This is a genomic window from Enterococcus pernyi (assembly GCF_045371165.1).
In the GTDB taxonomy this organism is placed as follows: Bacteria; Bacillota; Bacilli; order Lactobacillales; family Enterococcaceae; genus Enterococcus_B; species Enterococcus_B pernyi.
The window spans coordinates 1-21,849 of record NZ_JBIQDM010000017.1; the positions used below are offsets into that span (position 1 = coordinate 1).

24 protein-coding genes are annotated in these 21,849 nt (G+C 39.9%); 5 read left to right on the top strand and 19 right to left on the bottom strand.

Annotated elements, in window-relative coordinates; genetic code table 11:
• Positions 1 to 92, bottom strand: a 92-nt coding sequence (locus tag ACH0AK_RS14125) for a thiamine pyrophosphate-binding protein (RefSeq protein ID WP_153830417.1), incomplete at its 3' end; no start/stop codon positions are given.
• A 98-nt stretch (positions 93 to 190) separates the two neighbouring features.
• Complete coding sequence (locus tag ACH0AK_RS14130; RefSeq protein ID WP_010735570.1) at positions 191 to 442, bottom strand: DUF896 family protein; 252 nt, start codon at positions 440 to 442, stop codon at positions 191 to 193.
• 151 nt (positions 443 to 593) lie between these two features.
• Here ACH0AK_RS14130 and lexA point away from each other — a divergent pair, with 151 nt between their 5' ends.
• Both lexA and ACH0AK_RS14140 read left to right on the top strand, forming a co-directional pair.
• A complete protein-coding gene (gene lexA / locus ACH0AK_RS14135) occupies positions 594 to 1,217 on the top strand; it encodes a transcriptional repressor LexA (RefSeq protein ID WP_010735571.1) in 624 nt (207 codons plus the stop codon).
• 149 nt (positions 1,218 to 1,366) lie between these two features.
• Entirely contained in the window at positions 1,367 to 1,585 is a 219-nt protein-coding gene (locus ACH0AK_RS14140) for a hypothetical protein (protein WP_023519576.1), read from the top strand.
• Between the two features lie 204 nt (positions 1,586 to 1,789).
• Here the strand turns inward: ACH0AK_RS14140 and ACH0AK_RS14145 are convergent, their stop codons facing one another.
• The 9 genes from ACH0AK_RS14145 to ACH0AK_RS14185 all read right to left on the bottom strand — a co-directional run bounded on the left by ACH0AK_RS14145 (position 1,790) and on the right by ACH0AK_RS14185 (position 11,766).
• Positions 1,790 to 2,302, bottom strand: a complete 513-nt coding sequence (locus ACH0AK_RS14145; RefSeq protein WP_010735573.1) for an adenine phosphoribosyltransferase — start codon at positions 2,300 to 2,302, stop codon at positions 1,790 to 1,792.
• 14 nt (positions 2,303 to 2,316) lie between these two features.
• A complete protein-coding gene (gene recJ / locus ACH0AK_RS14150) occupies positions 2,317 to 4,614 on the bottom strand; it encodes a single-stranded-DNA-specific exonuclease RecJ (RefSeq protein WP_438846492.1) in 2,298 nt (765 codons plus the stop codon).
• A gap of 234 nt (positions 4,615 to 4,848) precedes the next feature.
• Positions 4,849 to 5,283 carry a LapA family protein gene (locus ACH0AK_RS14155; protein ID WP_023519574.1) on the bottom strand — a complete coding sequence of 145 codons (435 nt, stop codon included), beginning with the start codon at positions 5,281 to 5,283 and terminating at the stop codon, positions 4,849 to 4,851.
• Between the two features lie 9 nt (positions 5,284 to 5,292).
• The gene (locus ACH0AK_RS14160) at positions 5,293 to 6,081 is read right to left on the bottom strand and encodes an SDR family NAD(P)-dependent oxidoreductase (RefSeq protein WP_029594283.1); all 789 of its coding nucleotides are present in this window, start codon (positions 6,079 to 6,081) and stop codon (positions 5,293 to 5,295) included.
• Positions 6,078 to 7,019, bottom strand: a complete 942-nt coding sequence (gene rnz / locus ACH0AK_RS14165; protein ID WP_023519573.1) for a ribonuclease Z — start codon at positions 7,017 to 7,019, stop codon at positions 6,078 to 6,080. Before rnz ends, ACH0AK_RS14160 begins: the two co-directional genes overlap by 4 nt.
• 151 nt (positions 7,020 to 7,170) lie before the next feature.
• Positions 7,171 to 7,758: a hypothetical protein gene (locus ACH0AK_RS14170; protein ID WP_023519572.1), complete on the bottom strand. Its 588-nt coding sequence runs from the start codon at positions 7,756 to 7,758 to the stop codon at positions 7,171 to 7,173.
• A gap of 264 nt (positions 7,759 to 8,022) precedes the next feature.
• Positions 8,023 to 9,336 (bottom strand): GTPase ObgE, encoded by a 1,314-nt coding sequence (obgE, locus tag ACH0AK_RS14175; protein ID WP_318841660.1) that lies wholly within the window; start codon positions 9,334 to 9,336, stop codon positions 8,023 to 8,025.
• 251 nt (positions 9,337 to 9,587) lie between these two features.
• Complete coding sequence (locus ACH0AK_RS14180; RefSeq protein WP_010735580.1) at positions 9,588 to 10,520, bottom strand: alpha/beta hydrolase; 933 nt, start codon at positions 10,518 to 10,520, stop codon at positions 9,588 to 9,590.
• 154 nt (positions 10,521 to 10,674) lie between these two features.
• Complete coding sequence (locus ACH0AK_RS14185; protein ID WP_226076404.1) at positions 10,675 to 11,766, bottom strand: DUF871 domain-containing protein; 1,092 nt, start codon at positions 11,764 to 11,766, stop codon at positions 10,675 to 10,677.
• A gap of 186 nt (positions 11,767 to 11,952) precedes the next feature.
• On the opposite strand from ACH0AK_RS14185, the gene ACH0AK_RS14190 reads away from it, so the two are divergent.
• The gene (locus ACH0AK_RS14190) at positions 11,953 to 12,705 is read left to right on the top strand and encodes a peptidylprolyl isomerase (RefSeq protein ID WP_019723747.1); all 753 of its coding nucleotides are present in this window, start codon (positions 11,953 to 11,955) and stop codon (positions 12,703 to 12,705) included.
• Between the two features lie 444 nt (positions 12,706 to 13,149).
• Here ACH0AK_RS14190 and fabZ read toward each other — a convergent pair whose 3' ends face one another.
• On the bottom strand, positions 13,150 to 13,590 hold the full coding sequence (fabZ, locus tag ACH0AK_RS14195; protein WP_010735583.1) for a 3-hydroxyacyl-ACP dehydratase FabZ: 441 nt from the start codon (positions 13,588 to 13,590) through the stop codon (positions 13,150 to 13,152).
• 210 nt (positions 13,591 to 13,800) lie between these two features.
• Between fabZ and fabI the strand changes: the two genes are divergently transcribed.
• Positions 13,801 to 14,556 carry an enoyl-ACP reductase FabI gene (gene fabI, locus ACH0AK_RS14200; RefSeq protein ID WP_023519569.1) on the top strand — a complete coding sequence of 252 codons (756 nt, stop codon included), beginning with the start codon at positions 13,801 to 13,803 and terminating at the stop codon, positions 14,554 to 14,556.
• A gap of 66 nt (positions 14,557 to 14,622) precedes the next feature.
• Here the strand turns inward: fabI and ACH0AK_RS14205 are convergent, their stop codons facing one another.
• Entirely contained in the window at positions 14,623 to 15,636 is a 1,014-nt protein-coding gene (locus ACH0AK_RS14205) for a branched-chain amino acid aminotransferase (protein WP_499797038.1), read from the bottom strand.
• A 177-nt stretch (positions 15,637 to 15,813) separates the two neighbouring features.
• Here ACH0AK_RS14205 and ACH0AK_RS14210 point away from each other — a divergent pair, with 177 nt between their 5' ends.
• Complete coding sequence (locus ACH0AK_RS14210) at positions 15,814 to 16,731, top strand: mechanosensitive ion channel family protein (protein ID WP_010735586.1); 918 nt, start codon at positions 15,814 to 15,816, stop codon at positions 16,729 to 16,731.
• 279 nt (positions 16,732 to 17,010) lie between these two features.
• Here the strand turns inward: ACH0AK_RS14210 and cbpB are convergent, their stop codons facing one another.
• The 6 genes from cbpB to ACH0AK_RS14240 all read right to left on the bottom strand — a co-directional run bounded on the left by cbpB (position 17,011) and on the right by ACH0AK_RS14240 (position 21,847).
• A complete protein-coding gene (gene cbpB / locus ACH0AK_RS14215) occupies positions 17,011 to 17,517 on the bottom strand; it encodes a cyclic-di-AMP-binding protein CbpB (RefSeq protein WP_010735587.1) in 507 nt (168 codons plus the stop codon).
• A 106-nt stretch (positions 17,518 to 17,623) separates the two neighbouring features.
• Entirely contained in the window at positions 17,624 to 18,136 is a 513-nt protein-coding gene (locus tag ACH0AK_RS14220) for a metallophosphoesterase (protein ID WP_010735588.1), read from the bottom strand.
• Entirely contained in the window at positions 18,137 to 19,489 is a 1,353-nt protein-coding gene (rph, locus tag ACH0AK_RS14225; protein ID WP_034691725.1) for a ribonuclease PH, read from the bottom strand.
• Positions 19,489 to 20,316: a glutamate racemase gene (gene racE, locus ACH0AK_RS14230; protein WP_019724592.1), complete on the bottom strand. Its 828-nt coding sequence runs from the start codon at positions 20,314 to 20,316 to the stop codon at positions 19,489 to 19,491. The genes rph and racE overlap by 1 nt, the downstream gene beginning before the upstream one ends.
• A gap of 212 nt (positions 20,317 to 20,528) precedes the next feature.
• Complete coding sequence (locus ACH0AK_RS14235) at positions 20,529 to 21,185, bottom strand: amino acid ABC transporter permease (protein WP_023519565.1); 657 nt, start codon at positions 21,183 to 21,185, stop codon at positions 20,529 to 20,531.
• Between the two features lie 14 nt (positions 21,186 to 21,199).
• Complete coding sequence (locus tag ACH0AK_RS14240) at positions 21,200 to 21,847, bottom strand: amino acid ABC transporter permease (protein ID WP_023519564.1); 648 nt, start codon at positions 21,845 to 21,847, stop codon at positions 21,200 to 21,202.
• Positions 21,848 to 21,849: the final 2 nt, after the last annotated feature.

Below are 21,849 nucleotides of genomic sequence, written 5' to 3' on the forward strand. Positions count from 1 at the left end.
AACCCCGGATGTCCTGAATTTGCTTTTTGTACTGCATCGACACTCAATGTACGGATCGTATTCACACCAAGCTGATCAATTTTATCAAACAATGTAACCCCTCCTGTAATTTAGGTTTTTTTTACCTATATTTCTACTTCTAATTTTATAGTATCTCCTCTGAAAAAGCAACGACTTTTAGTTTTTTTTACTAAAACTTGCTATTTCGGTCGTGGAGGCCTTTTTTCTTCTGGATTTCTTTCAATTTATCTGGTGTGACATCATTTCCATCGGGATCAACCACTTTCATCCCTTCAATATGATGTCTCATGCCAGAACGAAAGGCTGTCAGATATGCTTCTCGTAATTCCTTTTGCTCTTTGACTTCAGCTGGTGTCAATCCTTCTGCTTTTTTCTTTTTAGCTAACTGATTGATACGTTCGATTTTTTCAGGCGATAACACAACTATTCCTCCTCGCTTTTGCTTCTCCTACATCTTATATAAAAAACGAAAAAAAAACAACTACATCAATAGTCTTTAATGCGAACATTTGTTTGAAATCATGTATTTTCTATGGTACTATCTATTTATCAAGTGAAAGAAGGTGTACCTTGTGGCCCGACAAACTGAAACAAGACAAATCGAAGTCTTACGATATATTCACGAACAAGTGACCCAAAAAGGCTATCCACCGACTGTCCGTGAGATCGGAGAAGCTGTTCAGCTTTCTTCCACATCGACAGTCCATGGTCATCTTGCCCGATTAGAGAAAAAAGGCTTTATTCAAAGAGACCCTACGAAACCACGTGCAATCGAATTGACGCAACAAGGATTATCAAAAATTGGGATTCGCCCAACGACGATCCCTGTTCTCGGCGTTGTTACTGCCGGAGAGCCGATACTAGCTGTCGAGGAAGCTTCTGACTTCTTTCCAGTCCCACCAAACCTTTCCTCAGAAGAAGGCAGTCTGTTCATGTTGACGATCCGAGGAGAAAGTATGATCAATGCTGGGATATTGGATGGCGATAATGTCATTGTCCGTAAACAAGAAACTGCACAAAATGGTGATATCGTGATTGCGATGACTGCAGAAGACGAAGCAACTTGCAAACGGTTCTATAAAGAAAGAGATCATTTCCGTTTGCAACCCGAGAATGATTTACTGGAACCGATCATTTTAGATGAGGTGTCGATCTTAGGTCGTGTCGTTGGTCTGTACCGTAGTCATATTTATTGATAAAAAAGAAAATTCAGTTATTTATTTACGAGCTTGAGATCATGATCTCAAGCTCGTCTTTTCCTCTTTTAGTAGATATCTTTGTTCTTTTTGAACTTCCCTCTTTACAAACCGAACAAAAGTTCGTATTCTATAAAGAGGTGAAAATCATGAAATCAATGAGACGTTTTGGTTTAGTATTGATCGTTTTGTTTTTAGGTATTATTATTGGTAATTTTGGTCTACGTACAGCGCTGTTGGTTTTTGTTCCTTTGTTTACATTGTGGTTTATGTTGTGGGATGAAAAAAAATACCGTCAATCACAACGTCGTCAATCCCATGAAGACTCCTTCTATCACGAAACCTATTACAGCTCCAGGCACTCGTAAAAGTAAATAAGATCACTTCTATGAAAAATCCGTCCAAGCAAACGATGATCGCTCGTTTGCTTTTTTTAACGACAAACTGACTACCTACTCCTTGCACACATTTGTTCCATCAATAAATTGAGGCTACTCATCCAACGAAAATCCCCTTCCGCAAACGATTCATCCGTTTGTGGAAGGGGGTTTTCTGTTCAATATTTTATTTGATTAATACTCCATCAAAGTAATCATGTCGTAACCTTCGATTTTGTCACGACCATGCAGATCCATCAACTCGATCAAAAAGGCACAACCCACAACAACTCCGCCAAGTTCTTCGATCAATTCGATCGTTGCTTTGATCGTTCCACCTGTTGCTAATAAGTCATCACAGATCAAGACTCTTTGTCCTGGTTGAATTGCATCTTTGTGCAACGTCAAGGTATCTGTACCGTATTCAAGCCCGTAAGTGACTTCGATCGTTTCGCGAGGTAATTTTCCTTTTTTACGCACAGGAGCAAAGCCCACGCCTAATTCGTAAGCCACTGGACACCCTACGATAAATCCACGTGCTTCTGGTCCAACGACCATATCGATACGTTTTTCTTTCGCATAATCAACGATTTGCTTCGTTGCTTCACGATAAGCATCTCCATCAGCCATCAATGGCGAGATATCTCTAAATATAATTCCTTTGGACGGATAGTCAGGAATACTGGCAATATAATTTTTTAAATCCACTTTATTGTTTCCTCCTAGGTTGTTAACCATTTTTTTATTGTGGGAATGTCACTTAATAGTAAGAATTCCTCTGATTTGATTTTTTTCAATCGCTCCTGATAGCGGTCACTTGCAGTCAATAGATGACTCGCCGGATCTGCGACTTTCTCCAAAACACCATTGTTTATTGTAACAAACTTCAACTCAAAAAACACCTGTATCATAAAAATTAATAATTTTTGTGGAATTTTTAAATAGTTGGCCATTGCACCTAATTTATGTCTGATATCGATCCGTTCTTGCGCATGGATCAATTTGAAGAGTCGAGCATATTGTTCTCTTGTTCCTACACCGTTCAAGTATGCTTCATCAACAGAAATACCTAAAAAGTAAACTCGGCTAAAGGACCCAAATGATAAGATCTCTTTCAAGTCGTTCAAATCGGTTGGACAATCGATCACGACTAATGCGTTTGGGTCATTTTCCTGAATCCATGATTGAATCATTTCTTTATCTGTCCAATGAATGATGTGTTTTTGTATCGACTCATTTAGTTCTTTGATCGATGCTTCATCAAACGCTAAATAGAACGGACTTTCGATTTCATTTGCTAATGTTCGGTAACGTTTCGCCCGCCAATCAAATACTTGCAATCCTTCTACTGCAAAGTCAGAAACCATCAGCTGCGGTTTTTTGCGCCCATTCCATTCATTGATCGATAATTGTCCTACAATATCAAGCGAATCATCTACAAATTCATTTTCTTGTGGGCCAAAACCAAACGCGACAGCATCTAATTGACTATCTTCATCCACTAAAGAAAGCTTCAAGTGCTGTTGGTTCGAACCGATTCGTTTTACATTTTCGACTGCAACCTGTTTGAATAAAAAGTTAGGTACAGGATTATCTGTTCCGAATGGTGCCAGTAATTTCAATGTAGCGATTTGTTCGACCGTTACATCCTTTGGGGAGACGATTTCATCGATCACCAACACAGGACCTTTAGACAAGTCGATTTGCTTTTCTTCTATATAGGCATTCATCCGGTCTTGTAACTCAGGGATATTTTCCGCTGGCATTGTTAATCCGACTGCTGCGTGATGGCCGCCAAAAAATGTAAACAATTCACGCATCTCATTCAGCATATCGAAAAGATTCAACGCTTCGATACTTCGACCTGATCCTTTTGCAACGGACTGGTCTTTGATGCCTAGCACGATTGTTGGTTTGCCTGTTTGATTCATGATTTTTCCTGCAACGATCCCTAGTACCCCTTCATGCCAGCCTGGATGTGCTAATAAATGGATCTGGTTCTCTTCATTGATCATCGCCAATGCTTCTGAGGTGATTTGCTCAACGATCGCTTTACGTTCTTCATTGACCGTTTGTAACTGCTCGGCTAATGTCTGAGCTTGACTTTCGTCGAATGTGGCTAGTAATTCAACTGCTGGATTAGGGTCTCCCATCCGGCCGATGGCATTCAAGCGCGGGGCAATCGAAAAACCGATCATCGTTTCATCCGCTTCATTCGTACGTACACTACTTTTCGCAAACAGTGCCTGTAAGCCTACTCGCTCGGTATGACGAATTGCCTCTAAACCTAACGCCACTAGCGTCCGATTCTCATCAGTCATAGAGACAAGGTCAGCGATTGTGCCAATTGCGACTAAATCTAAAAATTCTGCTGGTGGTTCTTCCAACAAAGCGGTCGCTACTTTAAACGCGACACCGACACCTGCTAATTCTCCAAAAGGATAATTGCCTTGTGGATGGCGGGGATGGATGATTGCATAAGCCGCCGGTAATTCACTAGGCAACTCATGATGATCTGTCACGATCACATCTACTCCCTGCTGTTGTGCATAAGCAATTGCTTCATGCCCAGCTACCCCATTATCGACAGTCACGATCAATTGAGTCCCTGCGGCTATTTTCTCTTGATAAACGGTTAGATTAGGTCCATACCCATGTTCAAATCGATTAGGTAAAAAGACTTCCACTTGGGCACCAAGCAATTCTAACGTTTCTTTCATGACGGTCGCACTGGTGATGCCATCTGCATCATAATCTCCGTAAACTAAGATTTGTTCACCATTGATCACGGCTTCTTGGATACGGCTGATTGCCTTGTCCATATCAAACATCAAATATGGATCATGCAACTTTTGCTCTTTTGGATGTAAAAACCGATGGATACTTTCTTCCTCTCGGTATCCTCTTTGCCATAGCAATTGCCCGATCAGAGGAGACAATCCTTGTTGTTTGATTATTTGGATAAAAGATTCAGAAGGTGTTGTTTCATTGACCTTCCAATCAAAATTTGCTCGTCTCACATACTCACCCCTAACTTAGTCATTATAGCAAACGTCTTCTCTAAAAAAAAGAATTTCAGAAGATTAGATTCTGACATCTCCAACTTAAATAAACCAAAGTAGACAAAACAGATTCGTTTGCCTACTTTGGTTGCCTTTTAGAAATTGAGTAATAAATCCTCTATTTGATTTTTGATACAGTGATTTCTACCACTTTATTCTATTTACTTTCAAAAAAACATCAGCTATCCATGATCAATCAAAGTAATTGACGCTTTGCTTTGGTGTTTGAGAAGGTGATTCAGAAGGTGTTTGCATTTGTTCGATCTGTATTTGCTTTGCTTGTAATTCTGCTTGATAGGCCGCTTCAAGTTCCGCACGTTCATTTCGAAATTGTCTTTGTTGTTCTTCTGTCGCCTCTTCGATTTTCTTTTGGATATCTGCTTGGTTCTCTGCTAATTCTTTTGTTAATTGTTTTAATTGTTTCTTCTGTTGCCATAGTGTCGTAAAGGCTGTTAAAAATACAATCAATGCACCAATCAATGCTGAACCAATGATCACTAGAATCAATGGCGCATTAAAAGAAGCAAATCCAAAGCTTACAGGAACATTTTGATTGTTCAATACAGCGAACACGACAATGACAAGTACAAGTAAAAAACCAACGATCACACTACCTTGCTTTTTCATTTACTTCACCTACTTTTTATTAAAAATTCCACCTGCAAAATAATCCCCAATGGTTGGGAAAAGTGCATAAAATTTAGACGCGATTTCTAGCAATACCGGCTGATTGATCTCACGTTTAGGATGCTTCATCGCTCGCACGATCGTTTGTGCTAATTTAGTTGAATCCAAAACTAAATGACCGACTTTTTCCAAATAACTACCACTTGGATCAGCCTTATCAAAAAATTCCGTTTCGATTGGTCCGGGATTTACCGTAGTGACCGCGACTCCTAGTGGCTTCAACTCTAAACGTAACGCATTTGAAAAGCCCAAAACAGCAAATTTAGTAGCAGAATAGATCGTAGATTTAGCTGTCGCCATTTTTCCTGCCATGGATGCCACATTGATGATATGTCCTTGACGTCTTTCTGCCATATCGATCGCAAATTTTTGTGTCAATACCATCATCCCCAAGACATTGACTTCGAACATATCGTAGGCTTTTCCTAAGTCAAAGGATAAGAAATCCTCAAAGATACCAAATCCAGCATTATTGACTAAGATATCAACACGACCGACCTCAGTCATCACCTTGTCGTACAATTCATCTACGCTGTCAGGATTACTAACATCTAGTTGAAACGCGTATGCTGGTTTTCCACTTAGTTCTTGACAAACCGCCTTCACTTCGCCGATTTGTTGGATTCTTCTCGCACACGTGACAACGATTGCTCCTTGTTTTGCTGCTTCATAACAGATTTGTGCACCTAAACCACCAGAGCCACCAGTGACTAAAACGACTTTATTTTCTAAATTCAACTTTTTTCCTCCTCTTGAAACGGAACATCCACAACCTCAAAATCTTTCATGACTTTTGTATTTGGAAAGATTTCTTGCGCTTCTTGTTCAAGTTCTTGTGTTGCTTTTCCTAGATATCTCGCACTGATATGGGTCAGTAATAATCTTTGGACATTTGCTTCTTTTGCCACTTCTGCGGCTTGATGAGTCGTTGAATGGAAATAATTATGGGCCATTCTCGCCTCGTTTTTATTAAACGTACTTTCATGCACCAAGACATCTGCGTTTTTTGCTAATATAACAGAATTGGTCGTTTTTCGAGTATCTCCTAAAATGGTCACGATTCGTCCTTTTTTATCTGGACCGACAAAATCGCGTCCATTGATGAGCTGGCCATTGTCTAATTGGACCGTCTCCCCTTTTTTTAGTTTTCCATAGATGGGACCAGCTGGAATATTCAGTTCTTTAAGCTTATCCACTTGTAATTCGCCTTTGTGATCATGCTCAACGATCCGATATCCGTAGCTATCGATGCCATGGCTTAATTTTTTTGCATACACAGAAAAGTGTGCGTCTTCAAAAATAGCTTGATCTTCTGATAAATCAATAAAAACAAGGGGATAGCCTAGTTTGGTTTGAGAAATCGTCAGCGCATTGCGTACAAATGCTTCCGTTCCTTTAGGGCCATAGATTTCTAATGGTGTTTCGCCACCCTGAAAAGAGCGACTACTGATTAAACCTGGCAAACCAAAAATATGATCCCCATGGAGATGAGTGATAAATATTTTTTCTATTTTTCTTGGACGGATATTTGTTCGTAGAATCTGCATTTGCGTGCCTTCCCCACAATCAAACAACCAAATCTCATTTCGCTCGTCCAAAAGTTTCAATGCGATACTTGAGACATTTCGATGTTTAGCAGGAACCCCTGCGCCTGTACCTAAAAATTCTAGTTCCATAATTTACCTAACTTTCTATTCATTCTTATTAATTCTAGGGTAAAATCAGCCGACAATCAACTGAAATTCGCAGGATAATTTTTAGAAGACTGTCCCTATAAATGAAAAGAGTGAATAAGTACCACTATTCTTACATCCATTCTTTTTATCGTTATTCAGAAGGCGTAGTATCCTCTGAGCTATCGGTTGGCTTTTTGTGCTTTTCATCCCAATTTTTCTGCGCTGTTTCTTTTGCATGTTTTTCTACCTCAGTTGCATCATGAACGTCTTGTTCTACTTCTTCATAATCCAATCGAGTGATTTCTCCACCTAATTCCATCATCACAAGTTGGTTCAATGGTCGGTTGTCCTCTTCTTCTGCGATCAAGATCAGACCTGTTGCGCCTTCGCCGATCTTATTTCCAACAAAATCAAACACCGTTTGTGCATCTTTGATTTCCTTGGCATCTTGGCTCGCACCGATCATTCCGCCCGCAAACCATCCTAGCAAGATCCCTAATGGGCCACCTAAAACGCCAACTAGCATTCCGATCAGACCACCTTTAGAGGATTTATTGTTCCCAGTAAAATCTAAGAAGTCTTCGATTTTGAATTGATGGGCGCCATTAGACTGATGGCTGATGACCGCCATTTGTTCGCCTTTGATCGCTCTCGTCATGTGAAGCTTCTTGATTTCGGAAAATGCTTGGTAAGCTTGACTTTCTAACTCAAAATTCAATATGATCACTCGTTTGCTCATGGAGATCGCCTCTTTCTCATTTTCTTTTAGTGTACCTTGGAATAAACAAAAATAAAAGGGAAAACCTTTAAAAAATAACGCAGTATACAAAAAAAGGAGTTTGACATTCGTCAACTCCTCAAATCCGATAAAGGTTCTACGAAAGCCTGCTCCTAAGAGAGTAAGTCAAAACCCAAAAAAATGAACGATCATTTTCTCAAATTTTGCCTTACTACTTGGAACTGAACGGCTATCTAGTCACTTAAATATGTGGTGTATCTAATATTATTCGACAAATTCAAACTCAAACTCACCAATACGCACCAAGTCACCATCTTTTGCACCTCTGGCACGCAAGGCTTCATCGACACCCATCCCACGTAATTGGCGAGCAAAACGCATCACCGTTTCATCGTGGTCAAAGTTAGTCATTTGGAACAACTTCTCGATTTTCTCACCTGACAATACCCATGTCGCATCTGGTTCACGATCGATCGTAAATTCAGGACCTTCTGGATTGAAGCCATAATGAACGGTTTCTTCTTCGATCTCTTCCTCGTATAATGGGAATTCTGGTGTTACTTCCAACAGATCAGCTGTCGCATTCAGTAAGGCATCCAGTCCTTTACGAGTCACACCAGAGATTGGGAATACTGGGATGTCATCGGCAAATTCATCTTCTTTGTTTTTATTTAGTTGTTCTTTGAATTTCACTAGATTTTCTTCTGCATCCGGCATATCCATCTTATTTGCTACAATGATCTGTGGACGCTCTAACAAGCGCAAGTTATGAGAAGACAACTCATGGTTGATCGCCAAGTAATCTTCGTAAGGATCGCGCCCTTCCATTCCACTCATATCGATCACATGCAAAATGACACGAGTACGTTCGATATGACGCAAAAATTGTGTGCCTAATCCGACGCCTTGTGAAGCTCCTTCGATTAGTCCTGGAAGATCCGCCGCCGCAAAACTACGTCCGTCACTTGTAGTGACCATCCCTAGATTTGGTACAAGGGTAGTAAAGTGATACGCCCCGATTTTTGGTCTTGCCGAAGAGATCACAGAAAGCAAGGTCGATTTCCCAACCGAAGGAAAACCTACGAGACCTACGTCTGCTAGTACTTTTAATTCTAATTCGATTTTACGTTCTTGGCCGGGTTCGCCGTTTTCAGCAATTTCCGGCGCAGGGTTTCTTGGAGAAGCAAAACGGATATTTCCGCGACCGCCGCGGCCACCTTTTGCTACTACTAAAGTCTGACCATCTTCGACCAAATCTCCTAAGAGTGCCCCTGTTTCTGCATCACGTACAGTTGTTCCTTGAGGGACTTTGACATACGTATCATCAGAACCACGTCCATGCATCCCTTTACTCATGCCATTTTCACCGGGCTGAGCCTTAAAGTGACGGTTGAAACGGAAGTCCATCAACGTGCGTAAGCCTTCATCAACGACTAAGATCACATCGCCTCCTTGACCGCCATCACCACCAGCCGGTCCTCCATCAGGTACATATTTTTCTCTACGAAACGCAACCATCCCGTCTCCGCCTTTACCAGCCTTCACGTCGATTGTTACTTGATCTAAAAACATGGACATATTATCGTCCTCCTATTTCCTTTTATCTATTCTAACTATACTGACTACCTGAATTTCCACAATAAACACAAGTCCTGTCTATTTTATCGGTGAATGGCCCGTTTGTCCATCATTAAACTGAAAGTTTCACGGAAATACCTGACTCTTTCTTTATTTTACTGCAAGAACGAATGGAGACAAAATAAAACGTTGTGACCAAAAGTTTCAAGAAAGTTCTTAAAGTTCTTTAAGAAACACTTTGGTCACAACAGTTATTTTACATATTTTTCTAGGAAACTACTTACAGTCTTTTGATAATTCTCAGGATCAATCGAATATGCTTTGGCATGCTCTGCTCCTGGGACGATATATTTTTCTTTTGGTCCGTTCGTCGCTTGGTAGACTTTGTCCAACATTTCGTAAGGAACAAATGTATCCGCATCCCCATGGATAAACAGCATCGGTAATTGGTTTTTTTCTAATTGTTTGATCGCATCAGCTTCCCCAAAGAAATAGCCGGCTCTGATTTTTGTCATCAAGCTGGTTACTTGGATCAGTGGGAACGGCGGTAAGCTAAATAATTCATTGAGCTGATAAGCCAATTCTTCGTTAACAGAGGAATAACCGCAATCTTCGATGATCGCTTTAACATTTGTAGGCAGTGATTCTCCGCTAGTCATCATCACCGTCGCTGCCCCCATACTAATACCGTATAGAACGATTTCTTCCGATTGACCGTTTGTTTCAAGCACTTGATCGATCCATTTCACATAATCTTTCCGTTCGTGCCAGCCAAAGCCGATATAATCCCCTTCACTTTTTCCGTGTCCACGCGCATCAGGTACTAATACGTTATAGCCAAGATCATGGAACATCTTTGCGTAATTTGCCATCGTTTCTGCATTGCCCATATATCCATGAGCCACAATCGCCGTCTTATGACTGTCTGTTGCTGGTAGATAAATGGCTGATAGCTTCAACCCATCCGTAGATATCTGTTGCCACTCTTTACGATTGTCAGGATTCGCAAACCAAGATTGTGCACTCGATTCTTCATTTGTTTTTGTTGTGCCAGGAGTATCGCCTTCTAAAAAGTCTTTTTCTGAAGGAACAACGGCATAGTTATAAAAATAATTACCCGCAAAGACTAATACGACTGTCACGAGTAATGTCACGCCGATTAAAATTTTGATCCAAAGTTTCATCTTATACCTTCCTTGCTTTTACATTGATGTACTGTCTAAAATTAGTATAAACAAAGAGGACGTGTGATGCAATCTAGAATAAATAATAATCGTCATTGAAAGACCCGTAAAGCGATCAAAGCTTTACGGGTCTTTTCAATATTTAATTGTATAATTATTTACTTTCAATCAACTTGAAGTTTGACCATGGTTTCAAGAAATCAAGTAAGAATAACTCATCGTCTGAGATACGTCCGACGATATTCACTCGCCCATCATTTTTCATTTCCTTTAAAGCAATTTGTGTTTCGCCTTTATATTGACCATAACCAACGTTATCGATCAATACATCCCCACGGGTCATATCTTTCGTATTATGCGCTGGGAATGGTTTGTCTTTGTAATAGATGCGTGTCATCGTGGAACGCAAGATATACTCTGAGCGATCTCCACGATAACTATGAAGATTGTCGAATAGACAAATACGTTCGTCTTCTGTGATATCGTCTGCAACATCCACTTTTAATGTAGGATAACTTGCAAAGAAGGCTTCAGACATTGCGCGTAATTCCTCTTCACTCGCATAAGCATTTCCTACTGAGATATCATCGATCAAACCTGTCAACATCAAGTGTTTGACTTGCGTCGCGATTTCAAGATCACGATGGTCTTCTAGTGAACAAAGTCCGTCTTGTGTCGGCCATGGGCCAAAGTCGGCTGTTTGTGAATTTACGAATGCCATCGTATTCAAATTATATTTGCGGAATTTCTCCGAACAAGCGACAAAATGATCATATCCTAAACCAGAATAACGATGAGGGTAAAAGTTATGTGAACCTAGTAAGTTATCTGTGTTCGGCGAATAGCTCATGATATTGTCAACATAATTCGTGCCTGAACTCATGTTGATCTCAATTTTGATATTGTATGGATTGCGAGTCATTTTTGCTTCTTCAGCTCCAGTAAATCCAATATCAAGACGAATGCCGTCAGCGCCCATCTCATCAAAGAACGATAGATCATCATAAGAGATCTCTAACTGTTCAAATAAAGCTGGATTGATATCCACCATGACTTCCATCTCTAATTGATTGGCATAATCGACTACCTTTTTAAAGTCTGCTAAGACTTTTTCTTTATCGTCTGCAATTTGTAATAAACTTGTGAATACACGTTTAAATCCGTATTTATGTGCTAAATCTAAATATTCTTTGTCCTTTTCAAACGTTGAACGTTCTGGATAAATTGAAATTCCTAATTTTCCCATGTGTTGATACCCTCCTGGATGTGCGTTTTTGTATCCACTTACATTATAACAAACCGCTTTCAAATGGTCTACACCTTTTGCTATTTATTAAATAATTTCGCTTATTGTTCGAAAAAGTGTAGGTATTTATCTGATAATTTGCTATCATTAAAGATAACAACGAACTAAAAAAGAAAGGAATTACTTATGAAACACAAAAAATTATTTTTAACTATGAGTATGGCTGCAACGCTATTATTTGCAGCTGGTTGTACGTCGAACGGTTCAGATACCGCGTCTTCAAGTACAAAAGAATCTACAGAAAAAACAACAGAGACTAGCACTGTAGAAAGCATCGATTTAAATTCTTTAGAGTTACCTCAATTGAATACAGAAGTCGCTGATAACGAAGATCTAGTTGAAATGGTCACAACTAAAGGAACGATCAAGATCAAACTATTCCCAGAGCTTGCACCAAAAGCTGTGGAGAACTTTATGACTCATGCTAAAGATGGCTATTACGATGGCGTCACTTTCCATCGTGTCATCCAAGACTTTATGATCCAAGGTGGCGATCCTGAAGGGAACGGAACTGGCGGAGAAAGTATTTGGGGAGAAGGTTTCGAAACGGAGATCTCAAACCAACTGTATAACATCCGCGGCGCCCTTTCAATGGCTCGTACACAAGACCCGAATAGTAATGGCAGCCAATTCTTCATCGTACAAAACTCTGATGACATGCATGATGGTTTATTGAAAGATGATTACCCACAAGCTATCATTGACGCTTATAAAAATGGCGGCTACCCTAGCTTAGATGGTGAATACACTGTCTTTGGTCAAGTCGTTGAAGGTATGGACGTCGTTGATGCGATCGCTGCTGTCGAAACAGATAGCTCAGATAAGCCAAAAGAAGATGTGAAGATCGAAAAAATCAACATCTTACAGGAAGCAAAATAAACACACATTTGATCACTTTGAGGTCGTGACAGAAGTGTTCAGCCTAGAGAAATAAGGCGCCATCCACGAAAATTGTTTTTCAAATTTTTGTGGATGGCGCCTTATTTTTCGAAGAGGTTACTTTTGTTCCCGCCGTTTATTCGGTTATAGGTGGGTGAGATGAACGAATGTCCCACTCCCTTTTTTACTAAAAAAACTTTTGATGGCTGGGACTTTACAACTATTTTTTATATTTTCGCTAAAAAATAATTTTTTTATTTTCATCTTTAGTAAAACTTAACATTTTCAAAACAGTCTTAAATAGACAAAAAAAGATCATCTAAGAATAGAAAACTATTCAGAAGATGATTCTTTTTTGCGGAAAGCTACTTTCCACTCCCCTATTGCCATATCTATTGATATTTTTAGAACCTCTCTATGGGTTCCTAAAGTTTATTTTTATCTTTATGCTTGCTCATTGACGATAAATGTAAATTCACATTCACACACTTTTTTATCGTCAACAAAAGCTTCAGAAATCGCAGTCCCTACAGGTCCTTTCATTTTGATGATCTCAAAATGACACTTCATCACATCCCCAGGAACGACTTTTTGACGGAATTTTGCTTTGTTGATCCCACCGATATACGCACGTTTCCCTAGGAACTCTTCTGATTTTAAAATCAAGATCGAACCTGCTTGTGCAAGGGTTTCTAGGATCAACGCTCCGGGCATGACAGGATTGTCAGGGAAATGACCTTGGAAAAAATCTTCATTGATCGTTACATTTTTTGTTGCAATGATCTTCTTTCCTGAATCGATCGAATCCACGTAATCGATGTAACAAATTGGGTAACGGTTTGGAATAAGATCCATTACTTCCGTTGCTGATAATGCGTATGACATAGTTTACTCCTTCTTTCGGGCAATTGCCGTAATTAATACTTTGATTATCAAAGTATCATATTCTTGATTATTTGGCAATCATTTTTTATTCATCAAAAAAATAGTTTGACAATCAAAGCATTTTACTGAATAATAAGAAATCAAGAAGTTATTTTTTTGCACTTATATTATCGTCAAACAAAACTTTTATTGAATCAAAGGAGTGTCTATATGTCTTTTTTAGAAGGAAAAAAAATCGTGATCATGGGTGTTGCGAATAAACGCAGTATTGCTTGGGGTTGTGCAGAAGCAATGATGCAACAAGGCGCTGAGATCATCTATACGTACCAAAATGAACGTATGAAAAAATCGCTAGTCAAATTAGTCGGTGAAGATGCCTTCACTGTAGAGTGTGATGTTGCTAGCGATGAGAGCATCGAAAAAGCGATGGATACGATTGGTGAATATGCCGGTGAAATCCATGGTTTGGTCCATGCTGTTGCTTATGCCAACAAAGAAGAGCTTTCAGGTAACGTTTCTGATATTTCAAGAGAGGGTTATCAATTAGCACAAGACATCAGCAGCTATTCATTGATCGCTGTATCGAAGTATGCCCAAAAATACTTAGCTCCCAACAGCGGCATCGTAAGTATGTCTTATCTTGGTTCACAACGAGCGATCCCTAATTATAATATGATGGGAATCGCAAAAGCTTCACTAGAAGCTGCCATTCGCTACTTAGCCGCTGAATTCTCACCTAAAGGAATCCGTGTCAATGGGATCTCTGCTGGTGCGATCAAAACGTTAGCAGTTACTGGTGTGAAGGATTACCAAAAATTGATCGAGTTATCCGAATCACGCACCCCCGATCAACAAGGTGTGACGATCGAAGAAGTCGGAAATACTTGTGCTTTCTTGATCAGCCCCCTATCTAGCGGGATCATCGGTGATATCATTTACGTAGATAAAGGTGTTCACTTATCTTGATCCAATAAAAAATCAGCCCTCCAATGTGAGAGCTGATTTTTTTGTAGTTATTTTTAAAGCCAGTCATTATTCGACGACTTCGATCCAACCTTCTGGTGCTTCGATATCCCCAAACTGGATACCCGTCAATTCATCATATAAACGCTTAGTTACTGGTCCTACTTCTGTCTCACTGTAAAAGACATGTAAATCATTTTTATAGTAGATTCCACCAATCGGTGAAATCACCGCTGCGGTTCCACACGCACCTGCTTCTGCAAATTGATCAAGTTGATCGATGTAGATGTCTCCCTCAACTGCTTTAAGCCCCAAACGTTCTTCCGCAATCTGCAACAAGGAATACTTCGTAATACTTGGTAAAATCGAAGGCGATTGCGGTGTGATGAACTGGTTGTCTTTAGTGATACCAAAGAAATTCGCCGCGCCGACTTCTTCAATTTTTGTGTGCGTCGCTGGATCTAGGTAAACGCAATCTGAATAATTTAATTCTTTCGCTTCAGTCCCCGGTAATAGACTTGCTGCGTAGTTACCTCCTACTTTGGCAGCTCCTGTTCCATTAGGTGCCGCTCGGTCATAGTCAGAAACGATAAAGTTCGTTGGTTTCAATCCACCTTTGAAATAGGCTCCTACAGGCGTACAGAAAACAACAAACAAATACTCAGGCGCTGGATGAACACCAATGTTTTCTCCAACCCCGATCAGGAAAGGCCGTAAATACAACGTTGCTCCTGAACCATAAGGTGGCACAAAGGCTTCATTTGCTTTTACGACTTCTTTCACTGCATCAACAAACATTTTTTCTGGAACCATGGGCATCAATAAACGTCTGGCACTCTGGTTCAAGCGACGACTGTTTTGCTCTGGACGGAATAAATTGACCTTTCCATCTTTTCTGCGATAAGCCTTTAATCCTTCAAAGCACTGTTGGCCATAGTGAAGTGCGGGCGATCCTTCATGAAGTGACAGATAATTATCCTCGGTCACTTCGCCTTTTTCCCACTCTCCATCTTTCCATTTGGCAACGTAGCGCCAAGGTGTTTTGATGTAAGAAAATCCTAAGTTATCCCAATCTATTTGCATGTTCATACCACCAATCGTCAGTTTTGAAATATTTTAGCACTATCTCTCCCATTTGTCATCGTTTATTTTAACCACTTGTTATTGCAAGTGTGATTGGTAGCTTATCTAATGATTTATTTTGATTTTTATGCTGTTCTTGTTACAATACAAAAGAGACTAATTAGAAAAGGGGATTTTATGTTTTCATTCATTGCAACAGCAGAAACAACAAGCTCAACTGGAGAAAATTTGACTGATCAAGCGGTTAGTCAACTCAATGCGTTCCAACGTTTTTGGAATAATATTGATTGGGATGGGATTTTTTCTACAATGATCCAAAAAGGATTATTCCTTATTTTTTTGATTATTCTTTTTGGCCTCATTAATCGAATCGGTAAATACTTGATCGACAAATCTTTTAAACAATATTCAAAAAAAACCGTTCTTAACGGTAGCCGCTTAAAAACGTTACAAAGTCTTTTAAATACCATTTTCAATTATACGATTGGCTTTTTCTTTATTTATGCCATCCTATCCGTGATCGGTGTGCCGATTGGTTCACTATTAGCCGGAGCAGGGATTGCCGGAGTAGCCATCGGTTTAGGCGCACAAGGCTTTATGAGTGATGTGATCACTGGCTTCTTTATTATCATGGAACAACAAATGGACGTTGGCGACTATGTCAAATTAACGAATCTTACGATCGAAGGAACCGTGGTATCCGTTGGTATCCGGACACTGCAACTCAAAGGTGTTGACGGTACCGTCCACTTCATTCCAAACCGTAGTATCACAACGATCAGTAACCTTTCTCGTTCCAATATGCAAGTCGTTCTTGATATTCGGATCGTTCCGGAAGAAGGCTATGATAAGATCTATGAGATCATTCAAAAAGTTAATGAAACGTTAGCTGTAAAATACGAAGAGGAATTACAAACTGAGCCATCGATCTTTGGATTGGTCGATATCGGCAACAGTAACTTTGCGATTCGGACAATTTGTTACGTTTTAAATGGTAAACAGTTCGAATTGAAAGAAGAATTTTTGAGTTCATATGTCAAAGAACTGACAGCTGCCGGTTACAGCATCCCAAATACACCGATCGTGTTGAAATAGTTTATGTAGTGTCTACGCTGGGAGTGGGACATTAGCCCTCTCCTACCATCTAAAACCGAATGAACAGAAGTGTTTAGGTTTGACCTCTTTTTTTAATCATTAGAAAAATGTCTAAAATGACTAAATTATTTGATTCTCAGGACAAACTTTATTCCCACTCGTGCCATTCCTTAATACTTCAAATGAAGCGACGTCCAGAAGTTAGAAATATAATCTAACTTTTAGGCGTCGCTTCATTTGTTTTATGTCTTTCTATTTTGTGAGTAGGATCAATTACCTTTAACTAACGATATCGATTCTTTCTCTTAAATCATCTACATCTATTTTTGGTGATACAATATTTTGACGTTCTAATTCGTGTACCATGTAATTGACTGCTTTCAATAACTCTTTTCGTGTGATGATTCCTTTGAACACTTTATCCTCTGTGACAACTGGCAAGAACGAAGCATCCACTAGTAAATGAAGAACTTCTTCTAGTTCCCAATTTTCATCAATGGTTGGTACATCGGTTTCCATTACATCAGCAACTGTTAGGCCTTCTAATGGTTCCATACTGATTGTTTGTAGGTCCATCATCTTATTGACAACATTCGACAGACTGACTAGACCAACAAAGCGATCATCTTTCCCTAAGACAGGGATTTTAGTGTAGCCAACTTTCGATAAAACTAATAGTCCATGCGATAACGGATGTTGATACATAACATTTGCCACGTTTTCTGCTGGAACCAAAAATGTCTCTTGATTTTGCAGTAATAACTCTCTTACAATTGGTCCAATCATGTATTGGCCCTCCATTTCAAATTCTTTCAATATCTCTATTTTACCGAAAACGGATGCAAAATCTATACAAACATTTCTTTTTTTAGCAAAAATTAGAGTTTGTTTGTCAGCGTTTATATTCAAATGCCATGTTATCGATTTTTTTGTGTGATCGATTATAGTATTGGACAGCAAGTGTCTCTTTCGTACTCTCAATGATTGCGTAAGCTGGGATTTGGATCATTCCTCGAGGTTGGGAAATGCTTCCTGGATTTAAGAACAAGATACCTTCTTCAAATTCACACCCTAGTTGATGGGTGTGCCCAAAAAGAGCAATCGTTGCTTGTTGCTCTTTTGCTTCAAGGGCTAACTGAGTCAAACCAAAGCGGACATTCGATAAATGGCCGTGCGTCATATATACCCGATCAAGCCCAGTATCTACAACTCGTTTGGTCTCAAAGTCTGTGCCGAAATCACAATTGCCTTGTACACCGAGATAAGTTTCCCAAACTTCATCTGTTGCGTCAAGTTCTGAATCGCCACAATGAAAGAAATAATCAACTTGATTTTGATACTGGGTCAGCAATTCTTTGATGATTGCTCGATCCCCATGGTTGTCACTAACGACTAAATAGCGCATCTACTCCACTCCTTCCAACCATCCCTGCCAAACTTGGCTTAGTTTTGCCATAGCCAAGCCTCGGTGACTGTGGTTATTTTTTTCTTCACTTGAGATTTCTGCCGCTGTTTGAGTGTACCCATCAGGAATGAACAAAGGGTCATAGCCAAAACCATTTTCGCCTTTAGGTATCCGACCAATTCGTCCAGGCCACTCTGCTTCCACTACTAAACTTTCTTTATTTGGCTCAGCGAAAACCAACGTACAATGAAATTGTGCGGTGCGTTCTTCATCAGCTACATCGGTTAATTCAAAAAGTAATTTTGCGTTATTTGCCGCATCACTCTTATGTTCGCCAGCAAAACGGGCAGAATAAACTCCTGGTCTACCACCTAACACATCGACTTTCAGGCCAGAGTCATCCGCCAATACTGGCTGGTTCAATACTTGAGCAATCGTTTCTGCTTTTAACCGAGCGTTTTCTTCGAATGTTGTACCTGTTTCTTCGACATCAGGTATCTCAGGATAATCAAACAATGTTTTGACTGTATAGCCTTCTTTCGCAAATAAGGTACGGAATTCTTCTGCTTTGCCTGCATTTCGAGTAGCAATCACAATCGTTTTTTCTGTCGGTTCAGGCGTAGTGTCTGACCATTCACTCAACAAAACATTTTTTTGTTCAAAAATCAGTGATTCGATCGCTGTTTTGCCATAAACAAGCATTTCGTTCAATTGTTCACCATCAAAGGTAGCTTCTTCGCCTGTCCCTTGGATTTCCACAAATTTGCCCGATTCCGTCATCACTAAGTTCATATCGACTTCTGCTGCAACGTCTTCGTGATAATCCAAATCAGTCACACATGTCCCATCAGCTAAAATCCCTACACTGATGGCGGCTAAATGTTCTTTGATTGGATCATTCGCTAACACTTTTTTCTGTAATAATTTTTCGATAGCTAATCTTAAAGCCACAAATGCACCGGTAATACTTGCTGTTCGGGTGCCACCGTCTGCTTGGATCACGTCACAATCAACGATGATACTGCGTTCACCAAGTTTCTCGAGATCGACGACCGCACGCAACGAACGACCGATCAAACGTTGGATCTCCATCGTCCGTCCACTTAACTTACCTTTGCTGCTTTCACGACGATTTCTCGTATTCGTGGCGCGGGGCAACATACTGTATTCTGCTGTCACCCATCCTTTACCAGTCCCTTTTAAAAACGGGGGGACTGTCTCTTCAACCGTTGCCGCACAAATCACTTTCGTATCGCCAAAGCTGATCAAAACTGATCCTTCTGGATGCTTCAGCACATTTGTTTCAATCGTGATTTTACGTAAATCTTGGACATTTCTTCCGTCATGGCGCATCATTGCTCTTTTCCTCCTAAATCAATCGATTCAACGATCAGTTCTTTTAATCCTAACCAATCTTGGGCAATCTCATGGAACATTTTAGCTGATCCTGTCGTATAAAACTGACAAAGCGTTCGGCCATTTTGTGGTGAATTACTGATTTCAAAATAGTCAAGTAACATCGAAACTTCGCCAATCGTTTCTGCTCCTGAATCGATTAGCATGACTTTATCCCCCATAACATTCTGAATGATCGGGCGAAGGAGTGGATAATGGGTGCAACCTAAAATCAAGGTGTCGATCCCTTTTAATTCTAATGGAGCTAAAGTTTGGGCCACGATTTTTTTAGCGACTGATGATCGGTATTCTTTACTTTCTACGACTGACACAAACTTTGGACACGCCAAGCTGGTGACTTTCAGTTCGGGTGCTTTATCCAGCAAGGCCGTCTCGTAAGCGGCACTTTTGACGGTTCCAATTGTTCCAATCACCCCTACTCGGTGATTTTTCGTTTGTTTGACTGCCGCTCTCGTTCCTGGCAAAATCACACCGATCACTGGAATCGAGAGTGTTGCTTTGATTTCTTCTAATGCGACCGCAGTTGCCGTATTACAGGCAATCACAAGCATCTTTATGCCTTTTTCAACTAAATAATTCGTCATTTCCCATGTATAAGCGATCACTTGCTCTGCTGGTCTTGGTCCATATGGACAGCGCGCGGTATCGCCAACGTATAATATGTTTTCATTCGGCAATTGCTTCAATGCTTCTTTGACGACTGTAAGACCGCCAACTCCTGAATCAATAAAACCGATCGGACGTTTATCTGTCAATCGAATCATCCTTTTTCAAAAAAATTCTACCTTCTATATTGTGGACTTTTTGACGTGATTTATCAAGTCCTACAATCTGCTTTCCTGCTCTTTTTCCACATGACGACTCAACACGTGTCCCGATGGATTTTTTGGATAACGTAAGAAGGAATCCACAAAAAATTTTTAAAAAAATTTCGTGGATTCCTTCTTAATTCCCATTTAAAATACGATTTTTTCTACTAATAACTATACTTTCTTTTTTCTAGGTAAGAAGAAAGTAAAGAAAGTGCGTAACATACGACAAAATACATGAAAGTCATCATAACGAACATTGGTAAGACATAATTGGTATTTTGACCGTAGACGATCCGCGCTTGGTGTGTCAATTCTGGCAACGAGATGATCACCGCTAAAGAAGTGTCTTTGATCAACGAGATCAACTGACTGACGATAGCAGGGATCATTGACTTAAATGCTTGCGGCATGATGATCGTACGCATCGTTTCCACATAGCTTAATCCCGTGGAAAGCCCTGCTTCCATCTGACCTTTCGGCACAGCATTCAAACCTGCACGGAAAATCTCTGATAACATGGCAGATTCAAAAATCGTCAATGCTGCAACTGCTGACCAAAAGATGTTCATTTGGATACCGATTTGCGGTAAAGCAAAATAAGTGAAAAAGATGATCAGCAATAATGGCAGATTACGAATGATGTCGATAATCAAACCTACTATTTTTGATAAATAAGGAATACTCGCAAAACGAAGAACACCTGTCAGCCCACCGATCAGAAAACTAAAAATGATGGAGAAGAGCGAAACTTCGATCGTTACTTTTAGTCCTTCCAGTAAAAAGCGAATATTCATCCATGAAAATGCACCACTAAAATCCATTGAGATTCTCCTTTCTATGAACGAACTGCCCATTTTTTCTCAAGATAAACCATCAAATAAGACAATGGTAAGGTAATGATCAAGTAAAATAAACCGACGATGATATAGGTATCAAACGTGTTGAAAGTTTCACTAGCGATCAAATCCCCTTGATACATGATATCCAAACCAGCAACAATTGCTAAAATCGATGAATTTTTGACCAAATTGATAAATTGATTGCCTAATGGTGGGATAACGATTTTAAATGCCTGTGGCAATACGATGTAACGCATCGTCTCTGAGTAAGTAAATCCTGATGAAAGACCAGCCTCCATTTGACCTTTTGGCACAGTTTGGATGCCCGAACGAACGGTTTCTGCAATAAATGCGGAAGTATAGATCGTCAGCCCGATCGTTCCTGCTTGAAAACCATCAAAGCTGATCCAATAAAGTGGTAATACGACATAGAAGAACATCACGATGATCAATAACGGGATATTCCTAAAAAATTCAACATAGGCTTTCGCTAAACCACGAATCCATTTATTGTGTGACAATTGAAAAATCGCCATCAACGTTCCGATGATCAAACTGAATAAAAGTGCCAAGACACTTGATAGGATCGTTACTTTAAATCCATCAAGGAAGGCTGGCCCATAAGTTTGTATCAATTCACTCATTG